Source organism: Haloechinothrix halophila YIM 93223, assembly GCF_000504245.1.
Classification (GTDB): domain Bacteria; phylum Actinomycetota; class Actinomycetes; order Mycobacteriales; family Pseudonocardiaceae; genus Haloechinothrix_A; species Haloechinothrix_A halophila.
On sequence record NZ_KI632509.1, the window covers coordinates 3,833,441 to 3,855,133 of the forward strand.

The window sequence follows — 21,693 nt, forward strand, 5'->3', positions numbered from 1 at the left end:
CAATGCTGGTCCGAGTGCTCGGGTCGATCGAGGTCAGGTCGTCGCCGGAGCAACCGTGGGTCCAGCCCACTCCGCAGCAGCGGCTGGTCCTGGCGTTACTGGTGGCGCAGGCGGGCCGGCCATGCAGCACCGACCGGCTCGTGCACGCATTGTGGGGCGAGCACGCCACCGACCGCGCGCCCCGGCTCGCGCAGGGGCTCGTGTCACGCTTGCGGTGCCTGCTCGAGCCAACCGACAGCCACAACACCAGGCTGTTGAGCGTGCCGGGCGGGTGGACGCTCGCGGTTGCGCCCGAGGAGGTCGATGCGACGCGCTTCGAACAACTCGCGCAGGCAGCAGCCGAGCTACTTGAGCAGCGTGACAACGCCGCGGCCGGCCGGAAGTTGCGGGAGGCCGCGAGCCTGTGGCGGGGCAGGCCATTCGGGGAGCTGGCCGACCGGCCGCACCTCGTTGGGGACACCGTGCGGCTTGAGGAGCAGTGGCTATTGGTGCGTGAGCGCCTGCTGCGGCTGCGACTCGACACCGGAGAGCACGCCGAGGTCGTTGGCGTGTTACAGGAGCTCGTGGCGGAGCAGCCGCTGCGTGAACGCTTGTGGGCGTTGCTGATGGAGGCGCTCTACGCATCGGGCAGGCAGGCTGATGCACTGGCGGCGTACCAGCGACTGCGTGAACAGCTCGTCGACGAGCTCGGTGCGGAGCCGAGTCCCGAGCTGCAGGCGCTGCATGCGGCGATCTTGCGTCACGAGTTACCGGTGAGTGCTCCTGTGCCCGCCGTCGTGTCATCTCGGCGGCGCCACGAGCCCGCCTCCTCGTGGCCGTGTCGTCGCGACCTGCGTCTCGTGGAGCGCGCACGCGAACTTAGCTCACTGCGGGCTGCGCTGGCGACATCCCGCGAAGGTCGGCGACAGGTCGTGCTCGTTGCCGGTGAGCCTGGGTCGGGTAAGACCCGCCTGGTTGCCGAGCTCGCCTGCGCTGCTTCCGCCGAGGACGTTACGGTGCTGGTGGGCCGCTGCGTTGACGCGGCGGCGGCGCCGTATCAACCGTTCGTGGAGGCGCTGCGCGCGGACGCCGGGGCGACACCGGACAGCGGGCTCGATGCGCGACTCGGCGTACGTCCTGGCGAGCTCGCACGACTGGTTCCCGAGCTCGCCGAGCGCACCGGACAGTGCCCATCACCGGACTCCACCAGAGCGGAGCTCGATCGGCACCGCCTGTTTGACGCGGTGGCTGGGTGGCTCGAGGCGGCCGCAACACCGGGACCGCTGCTGCTCGTTCTGGAGGACCTGCATGTGGCGACCCGACCCACCCTGCAGCTGCTCCGGCACATTCTCAACGCCACAGCTGGTGCCGCGCTTGTGGTCGTCGCGACTTACCGGGACACCACCGAGGAGCGTTCCGGCGAGTTCACTGACACACTCGCGGAGTTGGCAACCCATCCTGACGTCACACGTCTGGAGCTCGGCGGGTTGACCGCTGATGGCGTGGCGCAGTTGGTCGAGGACACCATCGGCGCCGACGCCCGGCTGGCATCGGAGTTGCATGCGGTCACCACGGGCAACCCGCTGTTCGTGCAGGAGCTGCTCGCCGGGCTGCGTTCGGGCGCGATCACCGGACTCACCCAGCTGCGCGACCCTGACTCGGTGCCGTGGACGCTGCGGCAGCTGACCGATGCTCGTGTGCAGCGGCTGGCGCCGGCGACCGTACGGTTGCTGGAGCAAGCGGCGGTGGCCGGTGCGACCTTCCCGTTCGGGCCCGTCGCAGAGGCAGCCATGGTGGCCGAGGATGCCGCGCTGGACGCGCTGGACGAGGCCATCCGGGCGCGGCTGGTGACGGCGGTCGAGCCGCGCCACGACCGGTATTCCTTCAGCCATGCGCTGATGCGCTCCGCGCTGCTCGGCCGGGTCAGCCCGAGCAGGCGGATGCGACTCCACGCGCAGCTGGCTACGGCCCTGGAGCAGCATCACGCCGGCGACCTCGACCGGGTTCTCGGCGAGCTCGCCTACCACCACGGTCAGGCCGGACCTGCCGGGAACCCGGCGAAGGCGAGACGGTTCGCCCGATCCGCAGGCGACGTCGCGCTCTCCCAGCTCGCCTATGACGAAGCCGCGGCCTGCTACGAGCAGGCGCTCGATCTGTTCGACCCCGCCGACCGCGACCGGCCGGTGGTCGAACAGCGCTGTGACCTGCTGATCGCACTCGGCGACGCCCAGCAGCGCGCAGGTCCCGGCGTGCACAGCATCACCCTGCGTGCGGCGCTCAACCTCGCTGTCGAGCTCGGCGACCCCGAGCGCGCCGCCCGTGCGGCGTGGGCGCACAATCGCGGGTTCCCCGGCCATCTGTCCAGCGTCGACGGCGAGCGCGTGGCAGTGCTGGAACGGGCGCTCGACGTCGTCGGCAGCGACGCGCCGGGGCCACGTGCCACGGTGCTCGCGGTGCTTGCCGGTGAGCTCGCGTTCGCCAGCGACCGCGCGTGGCCGCGGCGCTTGAGCGACGAGGCACTCGCCCTGGCCCGGCGTGCCGACGACGCCGTACTTGCCCAGGTGCTGTCGTTGCGGCAGTTCACGATCCAGGGTCCGGACACGGTGGCTGAGCGTCTGGCGGCCACCGGCGAGCTCGTCCAGCTCGCTGACCGGCTCGACGATGCCAACCTGCAGGTGTTCGCTCGCTGGTGGCGAGCGGTGGCGGCACTCGAGGCCGGTGACCGCGCTGAGGTCGATGCGCGCGTTCCCGAGGCCTGCCGGCTCGCCGACGAGCTCGGTGAGCCGTTCATGATGTGTGCGAGCCGCATGCTCGCCGCCAATCGGGAGCTCGCGTGGGGCGAGCTCGATAACGTCGCCAAGCTCGCAGACCGCTACCGCGAGTTCGGCAGGCTCGCCGACGCCGCCGACATCGACGGGCCCTACTTGTTCCACCACCTGTGGCTGCATCGTGAACGCGGCGATCTCGCCGAGGCGCTGCCCCACCTCGAGGAGCTGTACGCTCGCTTCGCCGACCGCCCTCACGCGCAGGCGATGATGGCCCGATCGTGGTGGGAAGTTGGCAGCAGCCAGCAGGCCCTCGCGGTCCTCGACCGCTTCGCGGCGGATAGCTTCGGCAGCGTCCCGATCACCATGATGTGGCTGCAAACCTTGTGCCCGCTCGCCGAGGTCGCGGCAGCCGCCGGTCGCGCCGCCGATGCCCGGGTCTTGCTCGACCAGCTCGCTCCGCACGCGGAGCAGCTGGCCGCCGATCCCGCGCTGTGCGGCGGGTCGGTGGCGCACTACTGCGGCCTGCTGGCCACCACGCTGGCCGATTGGGGACGCGCCGAGGACTACCTCGAGCTGGCCACCCGCACTCAGGAGCGTCTCGGCGCCGCCAGGTGGGTCAACCGCAGCCGACTCGCCCATGCCCAGCTGCTACTCGCCCGCGGCGATCCCGGTGATCGCGACGCCGCCGACGATCTCCTCCGCGCCACCGGGGCCTGCGCACGCAGCGAGGGCCAGATGGCGCTCACGCGCACCTGCGACGATCTGCGCCTCGCAGGCGCGAGCCGCGGATAGGTGCGACCACACCCTGCCCGCGTTCTTATCGGTCCGCCATGGCACGTGACAGGCGCTCGCGGCCTTCGATAAACGCGTCGGCAGACCGTGAGCCGGTCGCCGTAGCGACCAGATCGCAGGAGAGCACAATGTCACGCGAGCAGTACCCCAACACTGGCAGGGACCGCGCCGCATCGGCTGCCGCGACCGTGCCGCCAGGCACCGCATCGGCCTCGGGTACCGGCAGCCCGGCAACCTCGAACGTCGCCTCGCCCTCGATGACCAGCGGCACGCGGCTGGTGGCCAGCACGCACAGCCGCGGACACGCCGACGACAACTCGCCGACCAGCTCCGCGCACACCTCCACCACGTGCTCGCAATTATCGAGTACCACCAGCAGATGCCGGTTATGAAGCTGCTCGGCGAGCGTGGCGGTCAGCGCCTGTTCGGGTCGTTCGTGGATGCCCAACGAAGCAACAGGTCCGTTATGACCGAACTGGTACCGTTGTCGTGGTGCTGTACTTCGGCGACTGCGTGCTTGACCGCGGCCGTTTCGAGCTCAGGCGGGCCGGAGAGGTCGTGCCGATCGAGCCGCGCGCCCTGCGGGTTCTGCTGCACCTGATCGATCATCGTGATCGGGCGGTGCCGAAGGAAGAGTTGCTCGACTCGGTGTGGGGTAGCCGGTTCGTCAGCGAGTCCGCGCTGTCCGCGCAGATCAAGGGCGCGCGACGGGCGATCGGTGACACCGGGCGTGGTCAGCGCATGGTAAAGACCGTGCACGGGCAGGGGTACATGTTCGTCGCACCCGTGTCCGACGAGGCTGCCGCCCAGGACACAGACCCATCAGCGCCAGAGGGCCCCGACCACACAACTGTCGCCGCGTCCGCGGCGCGCGATCGGCCCGTGGTGGCCGTCCTGCCCTTCACCAACCTCACACCAGCGACCGGACACCGTCACGTGGCCCGGGGGCTCACCCACGACGTGATCGCCGCTTTGTCGAAACACCGGTGGCTGCGGGTGCTGACCGCGGCGGCGACGGCGGGGCTCAGTGACGATCCCGATGTCGTCCAGCGGCTCCACGACGAACTCGGCGCCCGCTACGCGGTGGACGGAACGATCCGCCTCGACGGGCAGCGACTACGGGTCACCGCGAGCCTCACCGACACGGCCGCCGGTGTCTGCCTGTGGGCGGATCGCTTCGATCGCGAGTTCAAGGATTTGTTCGACGTCCTCGACGAGCTGACCGACATGATCGTGGCGACCGTCGAACCCGAGCTCGGCTATGCCGAACGCGGCCGAAGCAGCAGAACGCCGCGGCCTGACCTTCGGACGTGGGACCTGTTCCACCTGGGAGTTGATCGCTTCTTCCGGTTCACCAGCGAGGGCAACCATCAAGCCCAGCGCATGCTGCACCGGTGCCGGGAACTGGACCCCGACTTTCCCGACGCGCACGCCTGGTGGGCCTATGCCGTCGTACTAGGGATGGTCTACTGGGACACCGACCCCAAGCCGGACCTGCTCGACAACGCCCTCGACGCCACCAGGATCGCGCTACGGGCTGATGACCAGAACGCGCTATTCCACGTGTTGTATGGCCGGGTCCAGCTCGCCCGCCGGGAGTACCAGGCAGCGCTACGCGCGAACGCGCGTGCCATCGAGCTGAATCCCACCTTCGCAGCCGCGTACTGCGGGCTGGGTGATTCGCTGTGTTACGAGGGCCGCTACACCGAGGCGATCGCCCGGTTCGAACGCTCGGTGGCGCTCGGCGCGCACGACCCCCAGTTGTGGGCGTTCCTCACCTACGGCGCCTTGGCTCTGCTGTTCGCGCAGCGCTACGAGGAGGCGATCGACTGGACCGAGCAGGCCGCCTCCATCCCCAACTGCCAGTACTGGACGACGTCGCATCGGCTGGTCGCGTTGGCCCACGCAGGACACGCTCGGCAGGCGTCGGCCACGGTGCCCGCACTGCTCGAGCAGTGTCCGATGTTCTCGATCGACTACGCCGAACGCAAGCTGTTCTACCTGAAGCGGCCCGAGCAACGCGCCTTGTATCTCGACGGCCTGCACGCCGCGGGCGTGCCGGAGCAGTCGTAGGCGCTTCACCGAAACTCCCGGGTTTCTTCACGCGATCTCCAAGATTCGCGGCCAGCTGTCACGGAGTCTGAAACCGGTGTATCGCCAGAGGACGACTGGCGCCCGTGACCAGAAGGGACTGCGACGATGACGACCACGCTCAGCTTCGACGAGATCAAGCACAAACAACAGGCGACGTGGAATAGCGGGGACTACGGCAGGATCGCGTGGCTGACCGTGCCACTGGGAGACGCGCTGTGTGAAGCCGTCGACGTGCGGCCGGGGTCGCGCGTGCTTGACGTCGCCACGGGCACCGGGCACGTGGCGCTGGCGGCAGCGCGCCGGTTCTGCGAGGTCACCGGCATCGACTACGTGCCATCACTCATTGAAACGGCGTCCACCCGGGCAGCGGCCGAAGACCTGTCCATGGATTTCCGGGAAGCCGACGCCGAGAACCTCCCGTTCCCCGACGGCTCGTTCGACACCGTCCTCTCCGCGTTCGGGGTCATGTTCACCGCTGATCACCAGCGCGCCGCCGACGAACTGGTGCGGGTGTGCCGTTCCGGGGGCCACATCGGGCTGGCCAGTTGGACACCGACAGGGTTCGTCGGTCAGCTGCTGGCAACCGTAGGCAAGCACGCCGCCCCGCCACCGGGCACGCTGCCACCCGTCCGGTGGGGCAGCGAGGAGACGCTACGGGAGCTGTTCGGCGACCGCATCACGCGGCTGTCCTGCGACACCCGGACGCTGACGCTGCGATTCCTCTCGCCCGAGCACTTCGCCGACTTCTTCCTGACCCACTACGGGCCAACGCTGAAGGCGTCGCAGCGACTCGACGCCCAAGGCAACAAAGCCTTCCGGGCGGATCTCGTCGCACTCGCCGCCGACGAGAACCGAGTCACCGACGGCAGCCTCGTCTGCGACTGGGAGTACCTCACCGCCGTGGCCACCAAGGCCTGACCTCACACCGACACCTGTGCGCTCCTGGCGCGGGCGCTCGACGCTAGCTGAGCGTGTGTGGTTCGCTATGGCGCGTGACCGAAGTAGCCGAATGGTCTGGGCGCGAGGCGGCTGCGCTGCGGCTCGCGCTGCGGTTGAGTGTGCGTGAGTTTGCCGATCACCTTGGGGTGAGTCAGCGCATCGTGTCGCAGTGGGAGCGTCTTGGCGCTGGCACGGTGCCGCGCCCGCACATGCAACAGATCCTCGATACCGCGCTCGCGAGGGCCGACGAGGCCGTGCGGCGGCGTTTCGACGCGGTGTGTGGCGGTGCGACACTGGAGACGGCAGCAACGGACGACGTCGAACGGGCCGACGACGTGAACCGCAAGGACTTTCTCCGTGTGACGCTCGGTGTGGGTGCTGGGGCATGGGTGGCGCACCATTTCCCTGGCCACGATGCGAGCGAGCTGGTGGCGTCGATTGCTGGGCCGACCGCGCATTACCGGCGTATGGAACAGACCGTGCCCACTGATCGGCTGGTGCTTGCCGTTGAGGCGCACCGCCAGCTCGCGGCGGGCATCGTGGCCGACGCGGTGCCGACTTCGGCTGGGTATGCGGTGCTCGCCGAGACCACCGGGCTGGCCGCGTGGCTGGCCGCCGACCAGGGCGCCACGGGTGCCGCGCGCAAGCACTACGCCACCTCTGTGATGCAGGCCGAGCGCGCCGGGCACCCACTGTTGGCCGCGTACATGCGCGCCAGCCTCGGCCGCTACGCCGCCGACACCGGCGACCCTCGGCACGGGCTGACGCTGCTGCGACAGGCGCGCCGCACGGTCGGCGAGCAGGCACCGGACGCCGCACGGGCATGGTTGGCCGCACTGCACGCCACCGCGCACGCCGCGCTCGGCGACCAGGTGGCCGCGCATACGGAGTTGCGTACCGCCGAGCGGCTCGCCGATCGGCAACGCGGTGAACCGTCGTGGCCGTGGGTGTTCACGTTCGACAGCGCCAAGGCCGCCCGCTACCAGGCCGCCACCCTCGCCGCACTCGGCGACGTCGACGCCGCCCGCACGGCCTACGACGCCGCTGCGCCCGCGCTGGCCGCGCCGAAGGCCCGCGCGCTCGCGCAGGTCGGGCACGCTCGCGCGCTCGCCGACGCCGGGCATGTCGCCGAGGGGTGCGCGCTCGCGGCCGACGCGCTCACCATCGCGCGCCGCTACGGCTCCGAACGCATCACCGGCCGGGTGCGGGAGTTCCGCGCCAGCCTGCCGCACTACACCAGCGACGCGGCCGACCTCGATGACGAGCTGACCGCGCTGTATGCCGCCGACGAGGGCATGTCGTGACGCGGTTAGCGATCACCGGCCACCGAGGGTTGCCGGACGAGACGGTGCGGCTCGTCGACGCCGCGCTGCGCGCCGAGGTCAACCAGCGCGCCCGCGATCACGGTTCGCTCATCGGGGTGAGTGCACTCGCCGACGGTGCCGACACGCTGTTCGCTCGCGCCGTGCTCGACGCCGACGGTGAGCTGGTAGTGATCGTGCCCGCTGAGCAGTACCGCGACGGGCTACCCGCCGAGCACCACCCGACCTATGACGCGCTGTTCAACCACGCTGCCGACGTGATCCGCCTGGACCACACCGCCTCGACCAGCAATGCGCACATGGCCGCGTCGGTGCGCATGCTCGACGAGGCCGACGAGCTGCTCGCCGTGTGGGACGGGCAGCCCGCACGCGGCTACGGCGGAACCGCCGACGTCGTCAACGCCGCCCGCGAGCGCGCCCTACCCATCACCGTCGTGTGGCCCAACGGCGCCACCCGCGACTAAAGCCACGCGCGGGGTCGACATGACGTGTGCGCCGTCACGACGCACCGCCAGGCTTCGGGTGCCCGTCAGCACTACCGTCGTCGTACTTCCGGTGAGTACCCCTGCACCACGCAGGGCAGGGACGCTGCTGCCAGTAACGAAGCTTACGATTACTCATGGGTCGGACCTCCTCGTCCGCTCAAGGCCCCTCGGCTGGTGTTACCGGCACCGCTGGGGGCGGTCTACAATGGACACTCTGGGGAGCCCAAAAGGGAGCCTATGCAGGCGGACTTTGACGGACTCGCCCGAACACAACGGGGCGGCTACATGCGGTATGACCTGCACGTTCATGTAGGTTCGCGCGGACCTACGCGGACGTGCTGGCGTTCCTTCACATCGAAGAGATCACTGGTTCGATCCCGGTATCGCGCACCCAGTCAGCCGCTCAGTGCAGTGACGTAGGCATACCGTAGACGACGAAAGGCATCCGTGACACCGAGCATCCCCCACAGGCTTCTCAACAGCACGCGGTTCCACGTGCTGTTGGCCATGGGCGTCACGGTGCACGTCGTGACCTTCCTCATACTCCAGCTCGGCATCCCGCATATCGACCTGCAGGTATACCGATTTGCCGTGGATGTCTGGTTCGGCAACGGCGACATCTACGGCCCGCTGCCGATGACCGACGTCGACCTCGAACTCCCCTACATCTACCCACCGTTCGCGATCCTGCCCGCGATTCCGCTCGCCCTCATGCCGATGACGGCGGCGTTCGTGGTGCTGTTCGCGCTCAACATCGTGGCCATCGCGGGCACGCTGTACCTGGTCGGCAGGCGGGTGTGGCCGGAAGGCGGAACACGCGGCGCGGCGCTCATCGCGGCGGCGGGACTGTCGCTGTCGCTGACCCTGGAGCCGGTGCGCGACACGTTCTCGTTCGGCCAGATCAACCTGCTGCTCATGGGCCTGGTCGCGGCGGACTGCCTCACCCGCGCGCCGCGCTGGCCGCGGGGTCTGCTGATCGGTATCGCGGCGGCGATCAAGCTCACCCCCGCCGTGTTCGTGCTGTTCTTCCTCGTCCGCAAGGATTACCGCGCGGCGATCGTCGCCGGAATCACTGGCGTCGCCGCCACCGCGCTCGGCTTCCTGACCAGCTTCTCGGCGTCGGTGGAGTACTGGTTCGGTGGGCTGGGTGATACCGCGCGCATCAGCGGCTCGACGTATCGCGCGAACCAGACCGTCACGGCGGCGTTCGCGCGGTTCGGCATCGAAAAGCCGCTGCTGACGGTGCTGGTGGCGGTCGTCGTGCTGGCTCTGCTGATCCTGGTGGCGCGCACCATCCGGCACAGCGGCCCCGCGACGGCGCTGGCGTTGGTCGGCACGTTCCTCGTGCTGGCATCGCCGACGTCGTGGTCACACCACTGGGTGTGGATCGCGCCCGCGTCCGTGGTGATGCTCGCGGCGACCACCAGGGCGTTCGGCGACGGCTCGCGAGCCCGCTGGCCGCTGGCGGCAGCGTCTGGCACGACGGTGCTGCTGTTCGTGATCGCGCCGTTCCACTTCCTGCCCGGTAACCACGACTGGACCGTCGGCGTGCCCGACGTCGAACTGACCTGGTCGCCGTGGGAGCACCTGGTGGGTGACCTCTACATCCTCGCGGGCATCGCGTGGATCGTCGGCTGCGCGATCGCGCTGCGTCCTCGGACGACTAACCCCCGGCAGCAGCCGCAGCCGGTGAGTGCGCGGGGCTGACGTGCGGACGTCACCATCAGAGACGGCGTCCGGTGTCGCTGTCGCTCGTCGCCCGATCCAGTGGGACGTGCCGCTCGCGGTGGCCGCCGGTGGCGCCATCGGCAGCCTCGCGCGTTACGGCCTCGCCGTGGCGCTGCCGACGACGCCGGGCGGGTTTCCGTGGGCGACGCTGCTGGCGAACGTCCTCGGCTGCCTGCTGATCGGGGCGCTGATGGCGGCGCTCACCGAGGCGGGCCGTCCGCATCGACTGCTGCGGCCGTTCGTCGGCATCGGGGTGCTCGGCGGGTTCACCACGCTGTCGACGTACGTCATCGAGGTGATCGACGCGGGCGCGGCGGGTGCGCCCGGCGTCGCGGTGCTCTACGGCCTGGGCACGGTGGTGACCGCGCTGCTGGCCGTCGTGGCGGGCCTCGTCCTCACCCGTGCCGCGCTCCGGCCCCGTATCCGCAGGACGGAGCCGTCATGACGGCGTTGCTGGTCGCGGCGGGCGGCGCCCTCGGGGCCACGCTGCGCTACCTCATCGACCAGTGGGTGCAGCGGCGCAGCAGCGGCGGCTTCCCCTACGGCACGCTGACGGTCAACGTCCTCGGCTCGGCACTGCTCGGCCTGCTGGCCGGGCTCACGCTGGACGGCGCGGGTGGCGATGCGGTTCGCTCGCTGGTCGGCATCGGCCTGTGTGGGTCGCTGACGACGTACTCCACGTTCGGCTACGAAACCGTGCGCCTGGTCACCGATGGCGCGCGGCGGCACGCCGTGGCCAACGTCGTCGGCACGCTGCTCGCGGGGTTCGCGGCAGCGGGTGTGGGCCTGCTGCTAGCGACGGCGTTCTGACGCGCACTGCACTGACGGCGCTGTTCCGGCGCCGGGTGTGGCCGCCGCACCCGGGCGACAGCGCCAGAGACGACGGCCACGCCTGGCCAGAGGTCAGCCGATGCCCAGCTCGCGCTTGAGCCAGTCCACCTGCAGGTGCAGCAGGTTCTCCGCGACGACCTCGTCGCTCGGCGTCATGTGGGTGGTGCCGACCAGCGGCAGGAAGTCGTGCCACTTCCCCGCCGCGAGCAACGCCGAGGACAGCCGCAGCGCGTGCGCCACGAACACGTTGTCATCGGCGAGCCCGTGCACGATCAGCAGCGACCGCTCCAGTCGGTCAGCGGCGTCGATCAGCGAGTTCCGCTGGTAGGACTCCGCCTGCTCGGCGGGGTGGCCGAGGTAGCGCTCGGTGTAGTGCGTGTCGTACAGCGACCAGTCGGTGACCGGGGCACCCGCGATTCCGGCGTGGAAGACGTCCGGCCTGCGCAGCACCGCCAGCGCCGACAGGTAGCCGCCGTAGGACCAGCCCCGGATCGCCACCTTCGATGTGTCCAGTTCGGACTGCTGGGCAGCGACGGCGTGCAGCGCGTCCACCTGGTCGGTGAGGCTGACCTCGGCCAGCGCGCCGCCGATCTCCTTCTCCCACGCTGGTCCACGACCGGGGCTGCCCCTGCCGTCCGCGATGAGCACGGCGAATCCCTGGTCGGCGAACCACTGCGAGGTCAGGAACGCGTTGCGGGTGTGAAGCACGCGCTGGGCGTGCGGCCCGCCGTACGGGTCGAGTAGCACTGGCAGTGGGCCGTCGGTCGGCTGGTAGCCGGTGGGCAGCAGCAGTGCGCACCGCAGGTCCCGCTCCCCCACCGTGAGCATCCGCAGGTTCGGAGTGATGCCGGGATCCGCCGTGTGGCTGGCGATCGGCACCGCGGCGCCGTCGCGCCGGACACTGACCTTCGGCCCGGCGTGCTCCAGCGACCAGGACGACACCACGCACGTCTCGGCCCTGCCCGCGGCGACGTGGACGCCGTCCACATCGGACACGCGGGTCACGCTGCCAGCCGACGTGCGGTAGACGTGGATCTGCGTCGGGTCGTCCTCGGAGCCGCTGAACAACACCTCATCGCCGACGTGCAGCACTGAGCGCACCTGCAGTCCGGGGTCGGTCACCGGCTTACCGTCGATGACCAGCTGGTAGGAGTCGTCGGCCGCCTCGACTCGCACCAGCCTGCCGTCCGGTGTCCAGGCGGGCACGCCGGAGATGATCTCCACCCAGGCGGGGTCCGTCTCGCTGTGCACCAGTGACGTCGAGCCATCGGTGACGTCGATGGCGAGGATGTCCAGCCTGCGCTGGTCGCGCGGCTGCACCGTGATCAGCGGCAGTCCGCCCGCCGACCAGTGCGCCGCGACCAGGTACTCCCAGTCGCCGCGCTCGACGTCCACAGTGGATCCATCGAGCCCGATGATCCGCAGCGACACCGCGACGTTGCGCTCCCCCGCCGCCGGGTAGGCGACGGTGTTGACCGGCGCGCCCGGGTTCGCGGGGTCGGCGATGTTCCAGCGCGGCACTCCGGTGCTGTCGGTGCGCTGCGCCAGCACGGCCGTGCCGTCCGGCGACCACCAGTACCCGCGCGAGCGGTTCATCTCCTCGGCGGCGATGAACTCCGCGACGCCCCACGTGATCTGCGGGTCGTCCTCGGCGGCGAGCACGGTGTCCGCGCCACTGGCGCGTTCGATCACCCGGAGCGCGCCGTTCGCAGCGTAGGCGACGTGCGTGCCCTGCGGGTTCAGCCTGGGGTCGATGACCGCGCCGGAAACGTGTTCAGCGACCGCGCCGCTGGCGACGTCGACGGAGTACAGCGTGCCGCCGAGCGAGAACACCGCCGTCTCGCAGGCGGCGTCCACGGCGTAGCGCACGACGCCGCCACCGGACTCCCTGCTGCGCTCACGGCGCGCCCGCTCCTCCTGCGACAGCTCCTCCTCGCCTGGCAGCAGCCGCTCGGCGTCGACCAGCTTCGACTCCGTGCCGTTGGTGACGTCCAGCGACCAGAGGCTGTGCGTGCGGTCATAGCCATCGCCGCTGCGCAGGTACAGCACCCGTGAGCCATCCCGCGCGACCTGGAACTCCTTGGGCGCGCCGAGGGTGAATCGCTGGGTACGGGCGAGCTTGCGAAGAAACGAGAGATCTGCTGTCACAGGATGCACTCTGTCAGACGCGCGTCTGCCCGCGCACGCCTCCCGACTCGGTCCGGCGCGACCCGGCGTGGCCGCAACCACAGTCCCACTCGATCGCAACGAATCGTCGATCCAAGCGGATATTTGCGCAACGAATAATGGCAATGCGCAACGTTGCCCGGATGATCGAACGCCGCTAGCCGCATAATCTGGCCTCATGACGATGACCGCAGCCACCACCTCGCCGCTCACGCAGGAGTTCATCGACGCCGACGAGCAGTGGTCGACGCACAACTACCACCCGCTTCCCGTCGTCATCGCCGAAGCGGAGGGCGCGTGGGTCACCGACGTCGAGGGCAACCGCTACCTGGACTTCCTCGCCGGGTACTCGGCGTTGAACTTCGGGCACCGCCACCCCGCGCTGATCGAGGCCACGACCGCGCAGCTGGGCCGGGTCACGCTGACCTCGCGGGCGTTCCACCACGACCAGTTCGGCGCGTTCTGCCGCGAGCTGGCGGAACTGACCGGCACCGAGATGGTGCTGCCGATGAACTCGGGAGCCGAAGCCGTCGAGTCGGCCATCAAGATCGCGCGCAAGTGGGCTTACCGGGTGAAGGGGGTGCCCGCCGACGCCGCGCAGATCGTCGTAGCCGGGTCGAACTTCCACGGCCGCACCACCACCATCGTCTCGTTCTCCGACGACGAGGAGGCCCGCGCGGACTACGGCCCCTACACGCCCGGTTTCGTCACCGTGCCGTATGGCGACGCGGACGCGCTGGCGGCTGCCGTCACGGACAACACCGCCGCCGTGATGCTGGAGCCGATCCAGGGCGAGGCGGGTGTCAACGTCCCGCCACAGGGCTACTTCGCGGAGGTGCGGCGGATCTGCGACGAGCGCGGTGCGCTGTTCGTCGCCGACGAGATCCAGTCGGGCCTCGCTCGCACCGGCACGTTGCTGGCGCTGGAGCACGAGGGCGTGCGGGCGGACCTGACCACGCTCGGCAAGGCGCTCGGTGGCGGCATCCTGCCGGTCTCGGCGGTCGTCGGCAGCCGCGACGTCCTCGGTGTGCTGCGGCCGGGTGAGCACGGCTCGACGTTCGGTGGCAACCCGCTGGCCTGCGCCGTGGGCCGTGCGGTGGTCAAGCTGCTCGCGACCGGCGAGTTCCAGCAGCGCTCCGCCGAACTGGGCGCGCATCTGCACGCCAGGCTGGGTGAGCTGGTCGGCCACGGCGTGTCCGCTGTGCGCGGGCGTGGCCTGTGGGCTGGGGTCGACATCGCCGAGGGTGGGCTGACCGGCAGGCAGGCCGCGCAGGCGCTCGCGGGCAAGGGCGTGCTGTGCAAGGAAACGCACGGCTCGACGTTGCGGCTCGCGCCGCCGCTGGTGATCAGCAAGGACGACCTCGACCGGGGCATCGACGCCGTGGCCGACACTGTCTCGCGCGGGTAGCCGCACACGATCCAGCGGGTCGAGGGTAGCGCCCGTTGTGCGTGTGGGCGCCACCCTCGGCGTTCGTCAACTGCCTTGGGCAGGGTCTTCACAGTTCAACGATGACGGCGCGGGCCCCCGATGTCCCGCCCGGCCGGGCGACTTCGAGGCGGGAGGCGCTTGCCGCGAATGATCGTGGGCTGGTGGTTCGGGCGGTAGAAGCGGTGGCGGCGGCGTGACGATGTATCCGTCTTCGAGTGAACCGTAGACCTGCAGGTGGTCCGGGCGGTGGTGCCAGAGCCAGGCCAGGTGCGCGCACAGGATCGCGTCCAGCTCGTCCTCGATCCGATCCAAGTCGCCGGGCTTCGGATCGGCGACCACGCGAGACAGCTCGGTCCAGCGTGGATACTCGCTCAGGCACAACTCATCGATCGAGGCGAGGTGCCGGACCAACAGGGCGAAACCTTCCGCCCGGAATGGCCCCGACTTGTACATGATCCGCTCCGAGAGACCGAACAGCCCGACCATCGCCGGATGCGGATAGACCTCGATGCACGCCGGGGAACCAACACTCCCACGCTGCGTCGGGTCTACCGACCACCCGAATCGGCCCGCCAGCGTCGCCGCACGCGGAGGGTCGAACTCGGCACGGCCTCGGTTAGACGAGTGCGCGCCGATCTTGTACCGCCAGAATGCTCGGGAGATCTCCGTCTCGCATCGTCGCTGCCCCGACTCGTTCGGCACGATCAGCGGCGCGTCGACCGCAGCAACGACAACGTGGCCAGCGAACGTTCGGAGCCACGCATCGATCTCATCATCGGTCCGGACAGCGCCGGAGTGGATCAACCGGCCAGCGTCGTCGACCACGGCAACGCCCGTCCTCGCCTTGGAACCCCAGGCCAAGTCGATGCCGACGAAGCTCGGCAACATCGTGGTCATAGCCAGAGCGTAGTGCGGTGCCCACTCCGTGAACCGGCATGCCGTTAGGAGATGATCGAGGCGTGCTGGTAGTTGCGGTGGTAGGCGCGCTGATCACGACGCTGATCGGGCTGCGCTACGCGGGGGAACGCGAGGCGAGCGCGGTCGACACCGTCATCGAGGACGTCCTCGTTGGCGCTGTCGGGTCCGGTGACCTGGCGTGGCTGCTGGTGATGCCGTCGGAGCCGCAGGTGGTGCTGCCGCTGGCAGCGCTGCTGGCCACGGTCTGTCTAGTGCAGCGCCGGTGGCGTGGCGCGGCGTTCGCGGCGGCCGCTCCGCTGCTGGCGGTCGCGCTCAATACGTGGGTGCTCAAGCCCGCGTTCGGCAGGCTGGCCGAGGGCCACCTCGCGTATCCAAGCGGCCACACCGTCAGCATCGTCGCGGTCAGCGCGGTGTTGGTGCTGCTGGCGCGGCCGGGCGTCGCGCGCTGGGTTGCCGCGGTCGTGGGTGCGGCGGTCTCTCTCGGTGTGGGTGTCGCGCTGGTGACGCTGGACTTCCACTACCCAACCGACGTCCTCGGCGGGATTGCGTTCGCGCTGACCGTGGTGCCGCTGGTGGCGCTAGCGTTGCGCCGGTTCGGGTCGGAAGTCGGAACTCGCGACAGCGAAGGTGCAATTCACGCGGATTAAGGTGCAACTCGGCGCATTTAAGGTGCGACTCGCGGGCGGTGTCAGCCTGCGTCGCGTGCCAGTGCGGTCAGGCGGCTGATGGCGCGGAGGTATTTCTTGCGGTAGCCGCCGTGCAGCATCTCGTCGGTGAACAGCTCCGAGAGCGGCTTGCCCGAGGTCACGACCGGGATCGCGCGGTCGTAGAGCCGGTCGGCGAAGGCCACCAGCCGCAGCGCGACGCCCTGGTCCGGCGCCGCTGTCACGTCTCGCAGGTGCACCGCGCTGACGCCGTCCACGAGCGTGCCGTACTTGGACGGGTGCAGCCGCGCCAGATGCCCGCACAGCGCGTCGAAGTCGTCCAGTGTGGCGCCCTCGCGCGCGGCGGAGTCGGTCAGTTCGTCCTCGCTGACCGGTTCCGGCGCGTCCGGCAGGCCGCGATGACGGTAGTCGGGGCCGTCGACGCGCACCACGTCGAACCGCGCGGACAGCGCGTGGATCTCACGCAGGAAGTCCTCGGCGGCGAAGCGGCCCTCCCCCAGCTTGTCCGGCAGCGTGTTGGACGTCGCGGCGACGTGCACGCCGGTGGCCATCAGCTCCTGGAGCAGCCGGGTGACCAGCATGGTGTCGCCGGGGTCGTCCAGCTCGAACTCGTCGATCGCTAGGAGCGTGTGCCCGGAGAGCCGGCGGACCGCTTCGGTGAAGCCGAGCGCGCCGACCAGGTTGGTCAGCTCGACGAACGTGCCGTACGCCTTGGGGCCGGGCACCTCGTGCCACAGCGAGGCGAGCAGGTGGGTCTTGCCGACGCCGAACCCGCCGTCGAAGTACAGCCCCCGCGTGGCGTCAGACGAGCGCGAGCCGAACAGCGACCGCAGACGCCCGCGCTTGCCGGTGCCCCCGCTGACCCGCTCGGCGAACGCCGTGCCCTCGGCGACGGCGGCGGCCTGGCTCGGTTCGTCGGGGTTCGGCACGTAGGTGCTGAACCGGACGACGTCGAACCGAGGCGGCGGTACGAGCGCGGCGACGAGTTCGTCCGCCGCGAGCTCTGGCACGCGATCGATCAGCTGGCCTGGCACGGTCCGAGCGTAACGGCGCGACCGGTGTGATCAGATGGAGCCGTGCACACGCTGTGGCCCCTGACACCCGGACAATCACCGGACAACCCCGCTCAGGACGCCGTCACCGACGCCGACCTCGAGCGGATCTACGCCTACCCCGATGATCTCGATCGGCCGTGGGTCCAGGTCAACTTCGTCAGCTCCGCCGACGGCGCCGCCGCGCTCGGCGGACTGTCCGAAGGTCTGTCGCACCCGGCGGACAAACGTATCTTCGCGCTGGGCCGCGACCTGGCCGACGTCGTGCTGGTCGGTGCGGGCACCGCCGTCGCGGAGCAGTACACCGGCGTCAAGCGCGGCGAACGCCGTAAGGAGCGCAGGCAGCGGTTCGGGCTGGCGCCGATCCCGCCGATCGCGGTGGTCAGCGCGCGGTGCTCGCTGCCGCTCGACTCCCCGGTGCTCACCGACACCCACGTTGCGCCGATCGTGTTCACCACGGACGCCGCGCCGCACGAGCGCCGATCCGCGCTGGCCGACGCGGGCGCGGAGATCGTCGTCGCGGGTGACGGGCATGTGCATCTGCCGTCGGTGCTGCACGAACTGGGCGAGCGCGGCCTGCTGCGGATCAACTGCGAGGGCGGTCCCAGGCTGCTCGCCAGCATGGTGGCGGCCGACCTGGTTGACCAGCTGTGCCTGACGCTCGCGCCGGTACTCACGGGCGCCGGCGCGGAGCGGATCGTGACCGGCGCGGTCACCGATGCGCCGCGCGAGTTGGCGCTGGCCTCGGTGCTGCACGAGGATGGCTTCCTGATGCTGCGCTACCGCAGGCGGTGACTGGCTCACCGCACGCTCACCCGCGTCGTGCCATCCTCGAAAGGACCGGACCACAACGCAGAGGGGACGACCGTGGCTCGTGTTCGGCCTGCCGCGCGGCGCGCGCTGCTGCTTGGCGCCGTGCTGCCTGCGCTGCTCGCTGGCTGCACGGTGGGGCCGTCCGACCGCCCCGCTGTGCTCGCCCGTGACGGTAATCCCCAGCCGAGCACGGAGACGCCGCGGGACGAGGCCCCGCTGCCGCCGCTCGGCACGCAGAGCGACGACCTCGTGCCGTGGGCCGACTGCGACGAGCGCACCCGCCGTGCGCTCGACATGCCGGAGCGGCGGGACGCGGGCACGGTGCGCTACTCCTGCGCCACCGTCCCCAGCACGCTCGACGCGCCGCAGCTCCCCGACCGGGGGGTGCTGCGGATCTCGGTGCTCAAGGCGGAGTCGGGCACCGGCGGCGACCGGATTCCGCTGCTCGTCGTCAACGACATCGACGGCGAACCGGGCACGGTGTTCGCGGCGCGGCTCGCGGCCCAGCTGCCCGACGAGCTGCTGAAGCAGTTCTCGATCATCGGTGTCGACCGCAGGGGTACCGGCGAGTCGAATCCGACCGATTGCATCCCGGCGAAGGTGCGGGGCGAGCTGCTCAGCTTCGACCCGGCCGCCACCGACCTCGATCCGCTGTTCGACGCGACGCGTGAGGCAGGCCAGGAGTGTGCGCTGATCCTGAAGAACCAGCAGGGCGCGCTCGACACCTGGCGCACCGCCGGTGACCTCGACGAGGTCCGGCGGCAGCTCGGCACGCCGTTCCTGCACGTGCTCGCGCGCGGCGAGGGTTCGGGGGTAGTGCAGGCCTATGCGCAGCGATTCACCGACAAGCTCGGCAGGGTGGTGCTCGACGGCATCCCCGACCCCTCCGAGCAGGCACAAACCGTGCTGGAAGGCAGGGCGGCCGGCGCGGAGGACACCCTGGACGCCTTCGCCAGCGACTGCGACTCCCGGAGCTGCCCGCTCGACGACCCGCGCGACGCGGTGTCGCGGCTGCTGGACACGCTGCGGCAAGGCGATAGCCAGCTGCCGCCCGGTCTCGCCACCCGCGCGATCCTCACCGGGCTCGGCGAGCCGGACCGCTGGCCCGCGCTGGCGAAAGCCATCGACGCCGCACTGGACGACGACGTCCGGCCGCTGGCCGAGTTCCTCGGTCCGCTCGGCACGGACAACCCGCACCCGTCGGTGCTGGACGCGGCCCTGGCCACGGCGTGCAACGACACCCGCACCCGGCTGGCGCCGCCACGCATCGCCGAGCTGGCGGACGACTGGCGAGAGCAGCATCCGGTGTTCGGCGGCCTGCTCGCGCAGCGGCTGGTGTGGTGCAGCCAGTGGCCGGTGCGCCGCGAACCGGTGGCTGATCCCGCCATGCGGGGTGCCCCGCCGGTCCTGGTAGTGAGCACGGCGGCCGACCCGCGCACGCCCGAGCTGGGCACCAAGCGCACGGCGCAGCAAATGCCGTCTTCGGTGCGAGTCGGCTGGGAAGGTGCTGGCCACGGCGCGGTCGGCCGGTCGGATTGCGTCACCAAGGAGGTCGCCGGGTTCCTGGTGGACGGGAATGTGCCCAGCGAGGGCGTGACCTGCCCGCCGTAACCTGCCCACTGTGACCGCCGCGCGGCACCCGCTCGCTGGCCGCCGCTCTGGTTACCATGCGCTGTCATGACCGCAGCGCCACCTCCCAGCGTCCGCCGCGCCCGCGATGATTCCGCCCACGAACTGGGCTTCACCCGGCAGCACGCCGTGCGGTGGCTCGCTCCCCGGGTGCTCATCGCGACCGGTGCGAAGGCTCTGCTGGCGGCGATCTTCGGCGCCTACGCCGACAAGCGGGAGTTGCAGGGCTCCCTGCCGTGGGAGGTGTACCGGTACACGAGCGACGGGAGCGGCACCGACGGCGGCGAGCTGTGGCTGGACTACGTGGCCGACCTCGGCGACGGCTTCGACGCCACCTACTCGGTCGCCACCGTGCTCGCCCAGCGGGAGATCGACGTCGGCGACGCCACGCTGCCGCGCGGCAGGCTGCTGGTCATGGGCGGCGACCAGGTCTACCCGGCGGCATCGATCCAGACGTACCGGGACCGCACCAGGGGCGTCTATCAGGCCGCGTTCCCGGAACCAGACGGCGAGCCGAGGCCAGCGCTGTTCGCGCTGCCCGGTAACCACGACTGGTACGACGGGCTGACGGCGTTCCTGCGGGTGTTCGCCCAACAGCGGTCGTTCGGCGCGTGGTGTACCGAGCAGACGCGCAGTTACTTCGCGGTCGAACTGCCGCAGCGCTGGTGGTTGTTCGCGATCGACACCCAGTTCGACGACCACATCGACGCGCCACAGCTCGCCTACTTCGCCGAGGCGGCGGCACGGCTGGAACCCGGTGACGCGGTGATCCTCTGCACGCCATCGCCAGCCTGGGTGTACGCGGGATCGCACGCCGGTGAGGCGGCCTACGACATCATCGAGTTCTTCGACGCCGAGTTCGTCCGCCCGGCGGGCGCGTCGATCCGGGTCATGCTCTCCGGCGACAAGCACCACTACTCCCGTTACGCCGAGCGCGACGGCTCGCGGCAGAACATCACCTGCGGGCTGGGCGGGGCGTATCTCGCCGCGACGCACGAGTTGCCAGAGCAGGTCGAGCTGCCGCCGCCCACGACGCGGGTGCGGGAGGCGGAGCCGCGTGGGACCTACGACCTGGCAGGGCGGTACCCGAGCAAGTGGCAGTCACGACTGTTCGCGGCGGGCATCTTCCGGCTGCCGTGGCGCAATCCCGGCTTCTGGGGCATGACGGGACTGGTGCAGTCGGCGGTGACGCTGGCGGTGCTGTTCGGCATCGCTGGCCCGTTCGGTGGCGGAGAACGTGGGTTCTTCGCACTTGTCGCCAGCTGGACGCCCGCGGTGATCCTCGGCGGGCTGCTGGTGCTGGCCGGGATCTTCTTCGCCAGAATGGACTCGCACACGCCGCGCAGACCGGCGACAGTGGCCGGTTCGCTGCACGGCGTCGCGCACATCGCGCTGAACGTGACCTGGGCGTTGGGCATCATCCAGCTGCACCGGCTACTGCCGCCCAACCTGGTGACGGAATGGACGACGCTGCTGCTGATCGTGGTCGGCACGCCGCTGGTGCTCGGGTTCGCGCACAGTGAGCTGGTCGCGGCGTACCTGGTGATCGCGAGCCGGTTCGGCATCAACCTCAATGAGGTGATGGCGGGCCAGAGCATCGAGGACCACAAGGGATTCCTGCGACTGCACATCGCCACCGACGGCACGCTGACCATCCACCCGATCGCGATCAGCCAGGTGTGCCGGACGTGGCGCGCCGACCCCGATGGCGCACCAAGCGACCCGTTGCTGCGGCCGGTCGGCGTCCCGCCCGCACCAACCCGCATCGAGGAGCCGATCGTGGTGCCCCGGGCGGAGTGAAGGGCGTCGGCCCTCGGACACACGCACGATTCACCCGGTGGTGCTCAGTACCCAGGCACTGATCTCACCGGCGTTGACTGGTCCTGACTTCCCGCACGTCAACTTCCTGTTCTTCTGGAGAAGCCACCTACTGCTGACGGTCGCCGCCCTGCTCGCCACTGTGTGGGCTCTAATGACCTTCCTGACTGGGTGGCACGACGCTCGTGCGTCCGATCGTGCCGGTCCCCGTCGCTAGAATCGCCGATGATCGAAAACCTCCCCATCGCCGCGCTGTCTTAGGCGA

18 protein-coding genes are annotated in these 21,693 nt (G+C 70.2%); 14 read left to right on the top strand and 4 right to left on the bottom strand.

Annotation, left to right across the window (positions count from 1 at the left end):
* The first annotated feature begins 2 nt into the window (after window positions 1-2).
* Window positions 3-3,539 carry an ATP-binding protein gene (locus AMYHA_RS17570; protein ID WP_034272641.1) on the top strand — a complete coding sequence of 1,179 codons (3,537 nt, stop codon included), beginning with the start codon at window positions 3-5 and terminating at the stop codon, window positions 3,537-3,539.
* 25 nt (window positions 3,540-3,564) lie between these two features.
* Here AMYHA_RS17570 and AMYHA_RS17575 read toward each other — a convergent pair whose 3' ends face one another.
* Window positions 3,565-3,987 carry a hypothetical protein gene (locus AMYHA_RS17575; RefSeq protein ID WP_034272645.1) on the bottom strand — a complete coding sequence of 141 codons (423 nt, stop codon included), beginning with the start codon at window positions 3,985-3,987 and terminating at the stop codon, window positions 3,565-3,567.
* A gap of 44 nt (window positions 3,988-4,031) precedes the next feature.
* On the opposite strand from AMYHA_RS17575, the gene AMYHA_RS17580 reads away from it, so the two are divergent.
* The 7 genes from AMYHA_RS17580 (at window position 4,032) to crcB (ending at window position 10,917) form a co-directional block, all read left to right on the top strand.
* Window positions 4,032-5,612: a winged helix-turn-helix domain-containing tetratricopeptide repeat protein gene (locus AMYHA_RS17580; protein ID WP_169732949.1), complete on the top strand. Its 1,581-nt coding sequence runs from the start codon at window positions 4,032-4,034 to the stop codon at window positions 5,610-5,612.
* A 126-nt stretch (window positions 5,613-5,738) separates the two neighbouring features.
* Window positions 5,739-6,551, top strand: coding sequence for a class I SAM-dependent methyltransferase (locus AMYHA_RS17585; protein ID WP_034272652.1), 813 nt, complete (start codon window positions 5,739-5,741; stop codon window positions 6,549-6,551).
* A gap of 74 nt (window positions 6,552-6,625) precedes the next feature.
* Window positions 6,626-7,876: a hypothetical protein gene (locus tag AMYHA_RS17590; protein ID WP_051400044.1), complete on the top strand. Its 1,251-nt coding sequence runs from the start codon at window positions 6,626-6,628 to the stop codon at window positions 7,874-7,876.
* Window positions 7,873-8,358: a hypothetical protein gene (locus AMYHA_RS17595; protein WP_034272655.1), complete on the top strand. Its 486-nt coding sequence runs from the start codon at window positions 7,873-7,875 to the stop codon at window positions 8,356-8,358. The genes AMYHA_RS17590 and AMYHA_RS17595 overlap by 4 nt, the downstream gene beginning before the upstream one ends.
* 549 nt (window positions 8,359-8,907) lie before the next feature.
* A complete protein-coding gene (locus AMYHA_RS17600) occupies window positions 8,908-10,086 on the top strand; it encodes a glycosyltransferase family 87 protein (RefSeq protein ID WP_169732950.1) in 1,179 nt (392 codons plus the stop codon).
* A gap of 1 nt (window position 10,087) precedes the next feature.
* Complete coding sequence (locus tag AMYHA_RS17605) at window positions 10,088-10,552, top strand: fluoride efflux transporter FluC (RefSeq protein ID WP_051400436.1); 465 nt, start codon at window positions 10,088-10,090, stop codon at window positions 10,550-10,552.
* A complete protein-coding gene (crcB, locus tag AMYHA_RS17610; RefSeq protein ID WP_034272659.1) occupies window positions 10,549-10,917 on the top strand; it encodes a fluoride efflux transporter CrcB in 369 nt (122 codons plus the stop codon). Before AMYHA_RS17605 ends, crcB begins: the two co-directional genes overlap by 4 nt.
* Before the next feature lie 93 nt (window positions 10,918-11,010).
* On the opposite strand, the gene AMYHA_RS17615 is transcribed toward crcB, so the two are convergent.
* Window positions 11,011-13,086, bottom strand: coding sequence for a S9 family peptidase (locus tag AMYHA_RS17615; protein ID WP_034277741.1), 2,076 nt, complete (start codon window positions 13,084-13,086; stop codon window positions 11,011-11,013).
* A gap of 196 nt (window positions 13,087-13,282) precedes the next feature.
* Here AMYHA_RS17615 and rocD point away from each other — a divergent pair, with 196 nt between their 5' ends.
* Complete coding sequence (rocD, locus tag AMYHA_RS17620) at window positions 13,283-14,512, top strand: ornithine--oxo-acid transaminase (protein WP_034272662.1); 1,230 nt, start codon at window positions 13,283-13,285, stop codon at window positions 14,510-14,512.
* A 66-nt stretch (window positions 14,513-14,578) separates the two neighbouring features.
* Here rocD and AMYHA_RS17625 read toward each other — a convergent pair whose 3' ends face one another.
* Entirely contained in the window at window positions 14,579-15,430 is an 852-nt protein-coding gene (locus tag AMYHA_RS17625) for a DUF429 domain-containing protein (protein WP_051400046.1), read from the bottom strand.
* A gap of 62 nt (window positions 15,431-15,492) precedes the next feature.
* Here AMYHA_RS17625 and AMYHA_RS17630 point away from each other — a divergent pair, with 62 nt between their 5' ends.
* Window positions 15,493-16,098, top strand: coding sequence for a phosphatase PAP2 family protein (locus tag AMYHA_RS17630; protein WP_051400047.1), 606 nt, complete (start codon window positions 15,493-15,495; stop codon window positions 16,096-16,098).
* A 41-nt stretch (window positions 16,099-16,139) separates the two neighbouring features.
* On the opposite strand, the gene zapE is transcribed toward AMYHA_RS17630, so the two are convergent.
* Window positions 16,140-17,150, bottom strand: coding sequence for a cell division protein ZapE (zapE, locus tag AMYHA_RS17635; RefSeq protein WP_034272665.1), 1,011 nt, complete (start codon window positions 17,148-17,150; stop codon window positions 16,140-16,142).
* 42 nt (window positions 17,151-17,192) lie between these two features.
* Between zapE and AMYHA_RS17640 the strand changes: the two genes are divergently transcribed.
* The 4 genes from AMYHA_RS17640 to AMYHA_RS27630 all read left to right on the top strand — a co-directional run bounded on the left by AMYHA_RS17640 (window position 17,193) and on the right by AMYHA_RS27630 (window position 21,645).
* Window positions 17,193-17,963 carry a pyrimidine reductase family protein gene (locus AMYHA_RS17640; RefSeq protein WP_051400048.1) on the top strand — a complete coding sequence of 257 codons (771 nt, stop codon included), beginning with the start codon at window positions 17,193-17,195 and terminating at the stop codon, window positions 17,961-17,963.
* 72 nt (window positions 17,964-18,035) lie between these two features.
* Entirely contained in the window at window positions 18,036-19,592 is a 1,557-nt protein-coding gene (locus tag AMYHA_RS17645; protein WP_196776926.1) for an alpha/beta hydrolase, read from the top strand.
* Between the two features lie 66 nt (window positions 19,593-19,658).
* Window positions 19,659-21,410, top strand: a complete 1,752-nt coding sequence (locus AMYHA_RS17650; RefSeq protein WP_084037347.1) for a hypothetical protein — start codon at window positions 19,659-19,661, stop codon at window positions 21,408-21,410.
* Between the two features lie 37 nt (window positions 21,411-21,447).
* The gene (locus AMYHA_RS27630) at window positions 21,448-21,645 is read left to right on the top strand and encodes a hypothetical protein (protein ID WP_034272668.1); all 198 of its coding nucleotides are present in this window, start codon (window positions 21,448-21,450) and stop codon (window positions 21,643-21,645) included.
* Window positions 21,646-21,693: the final 48 nt, after the last annotated feature.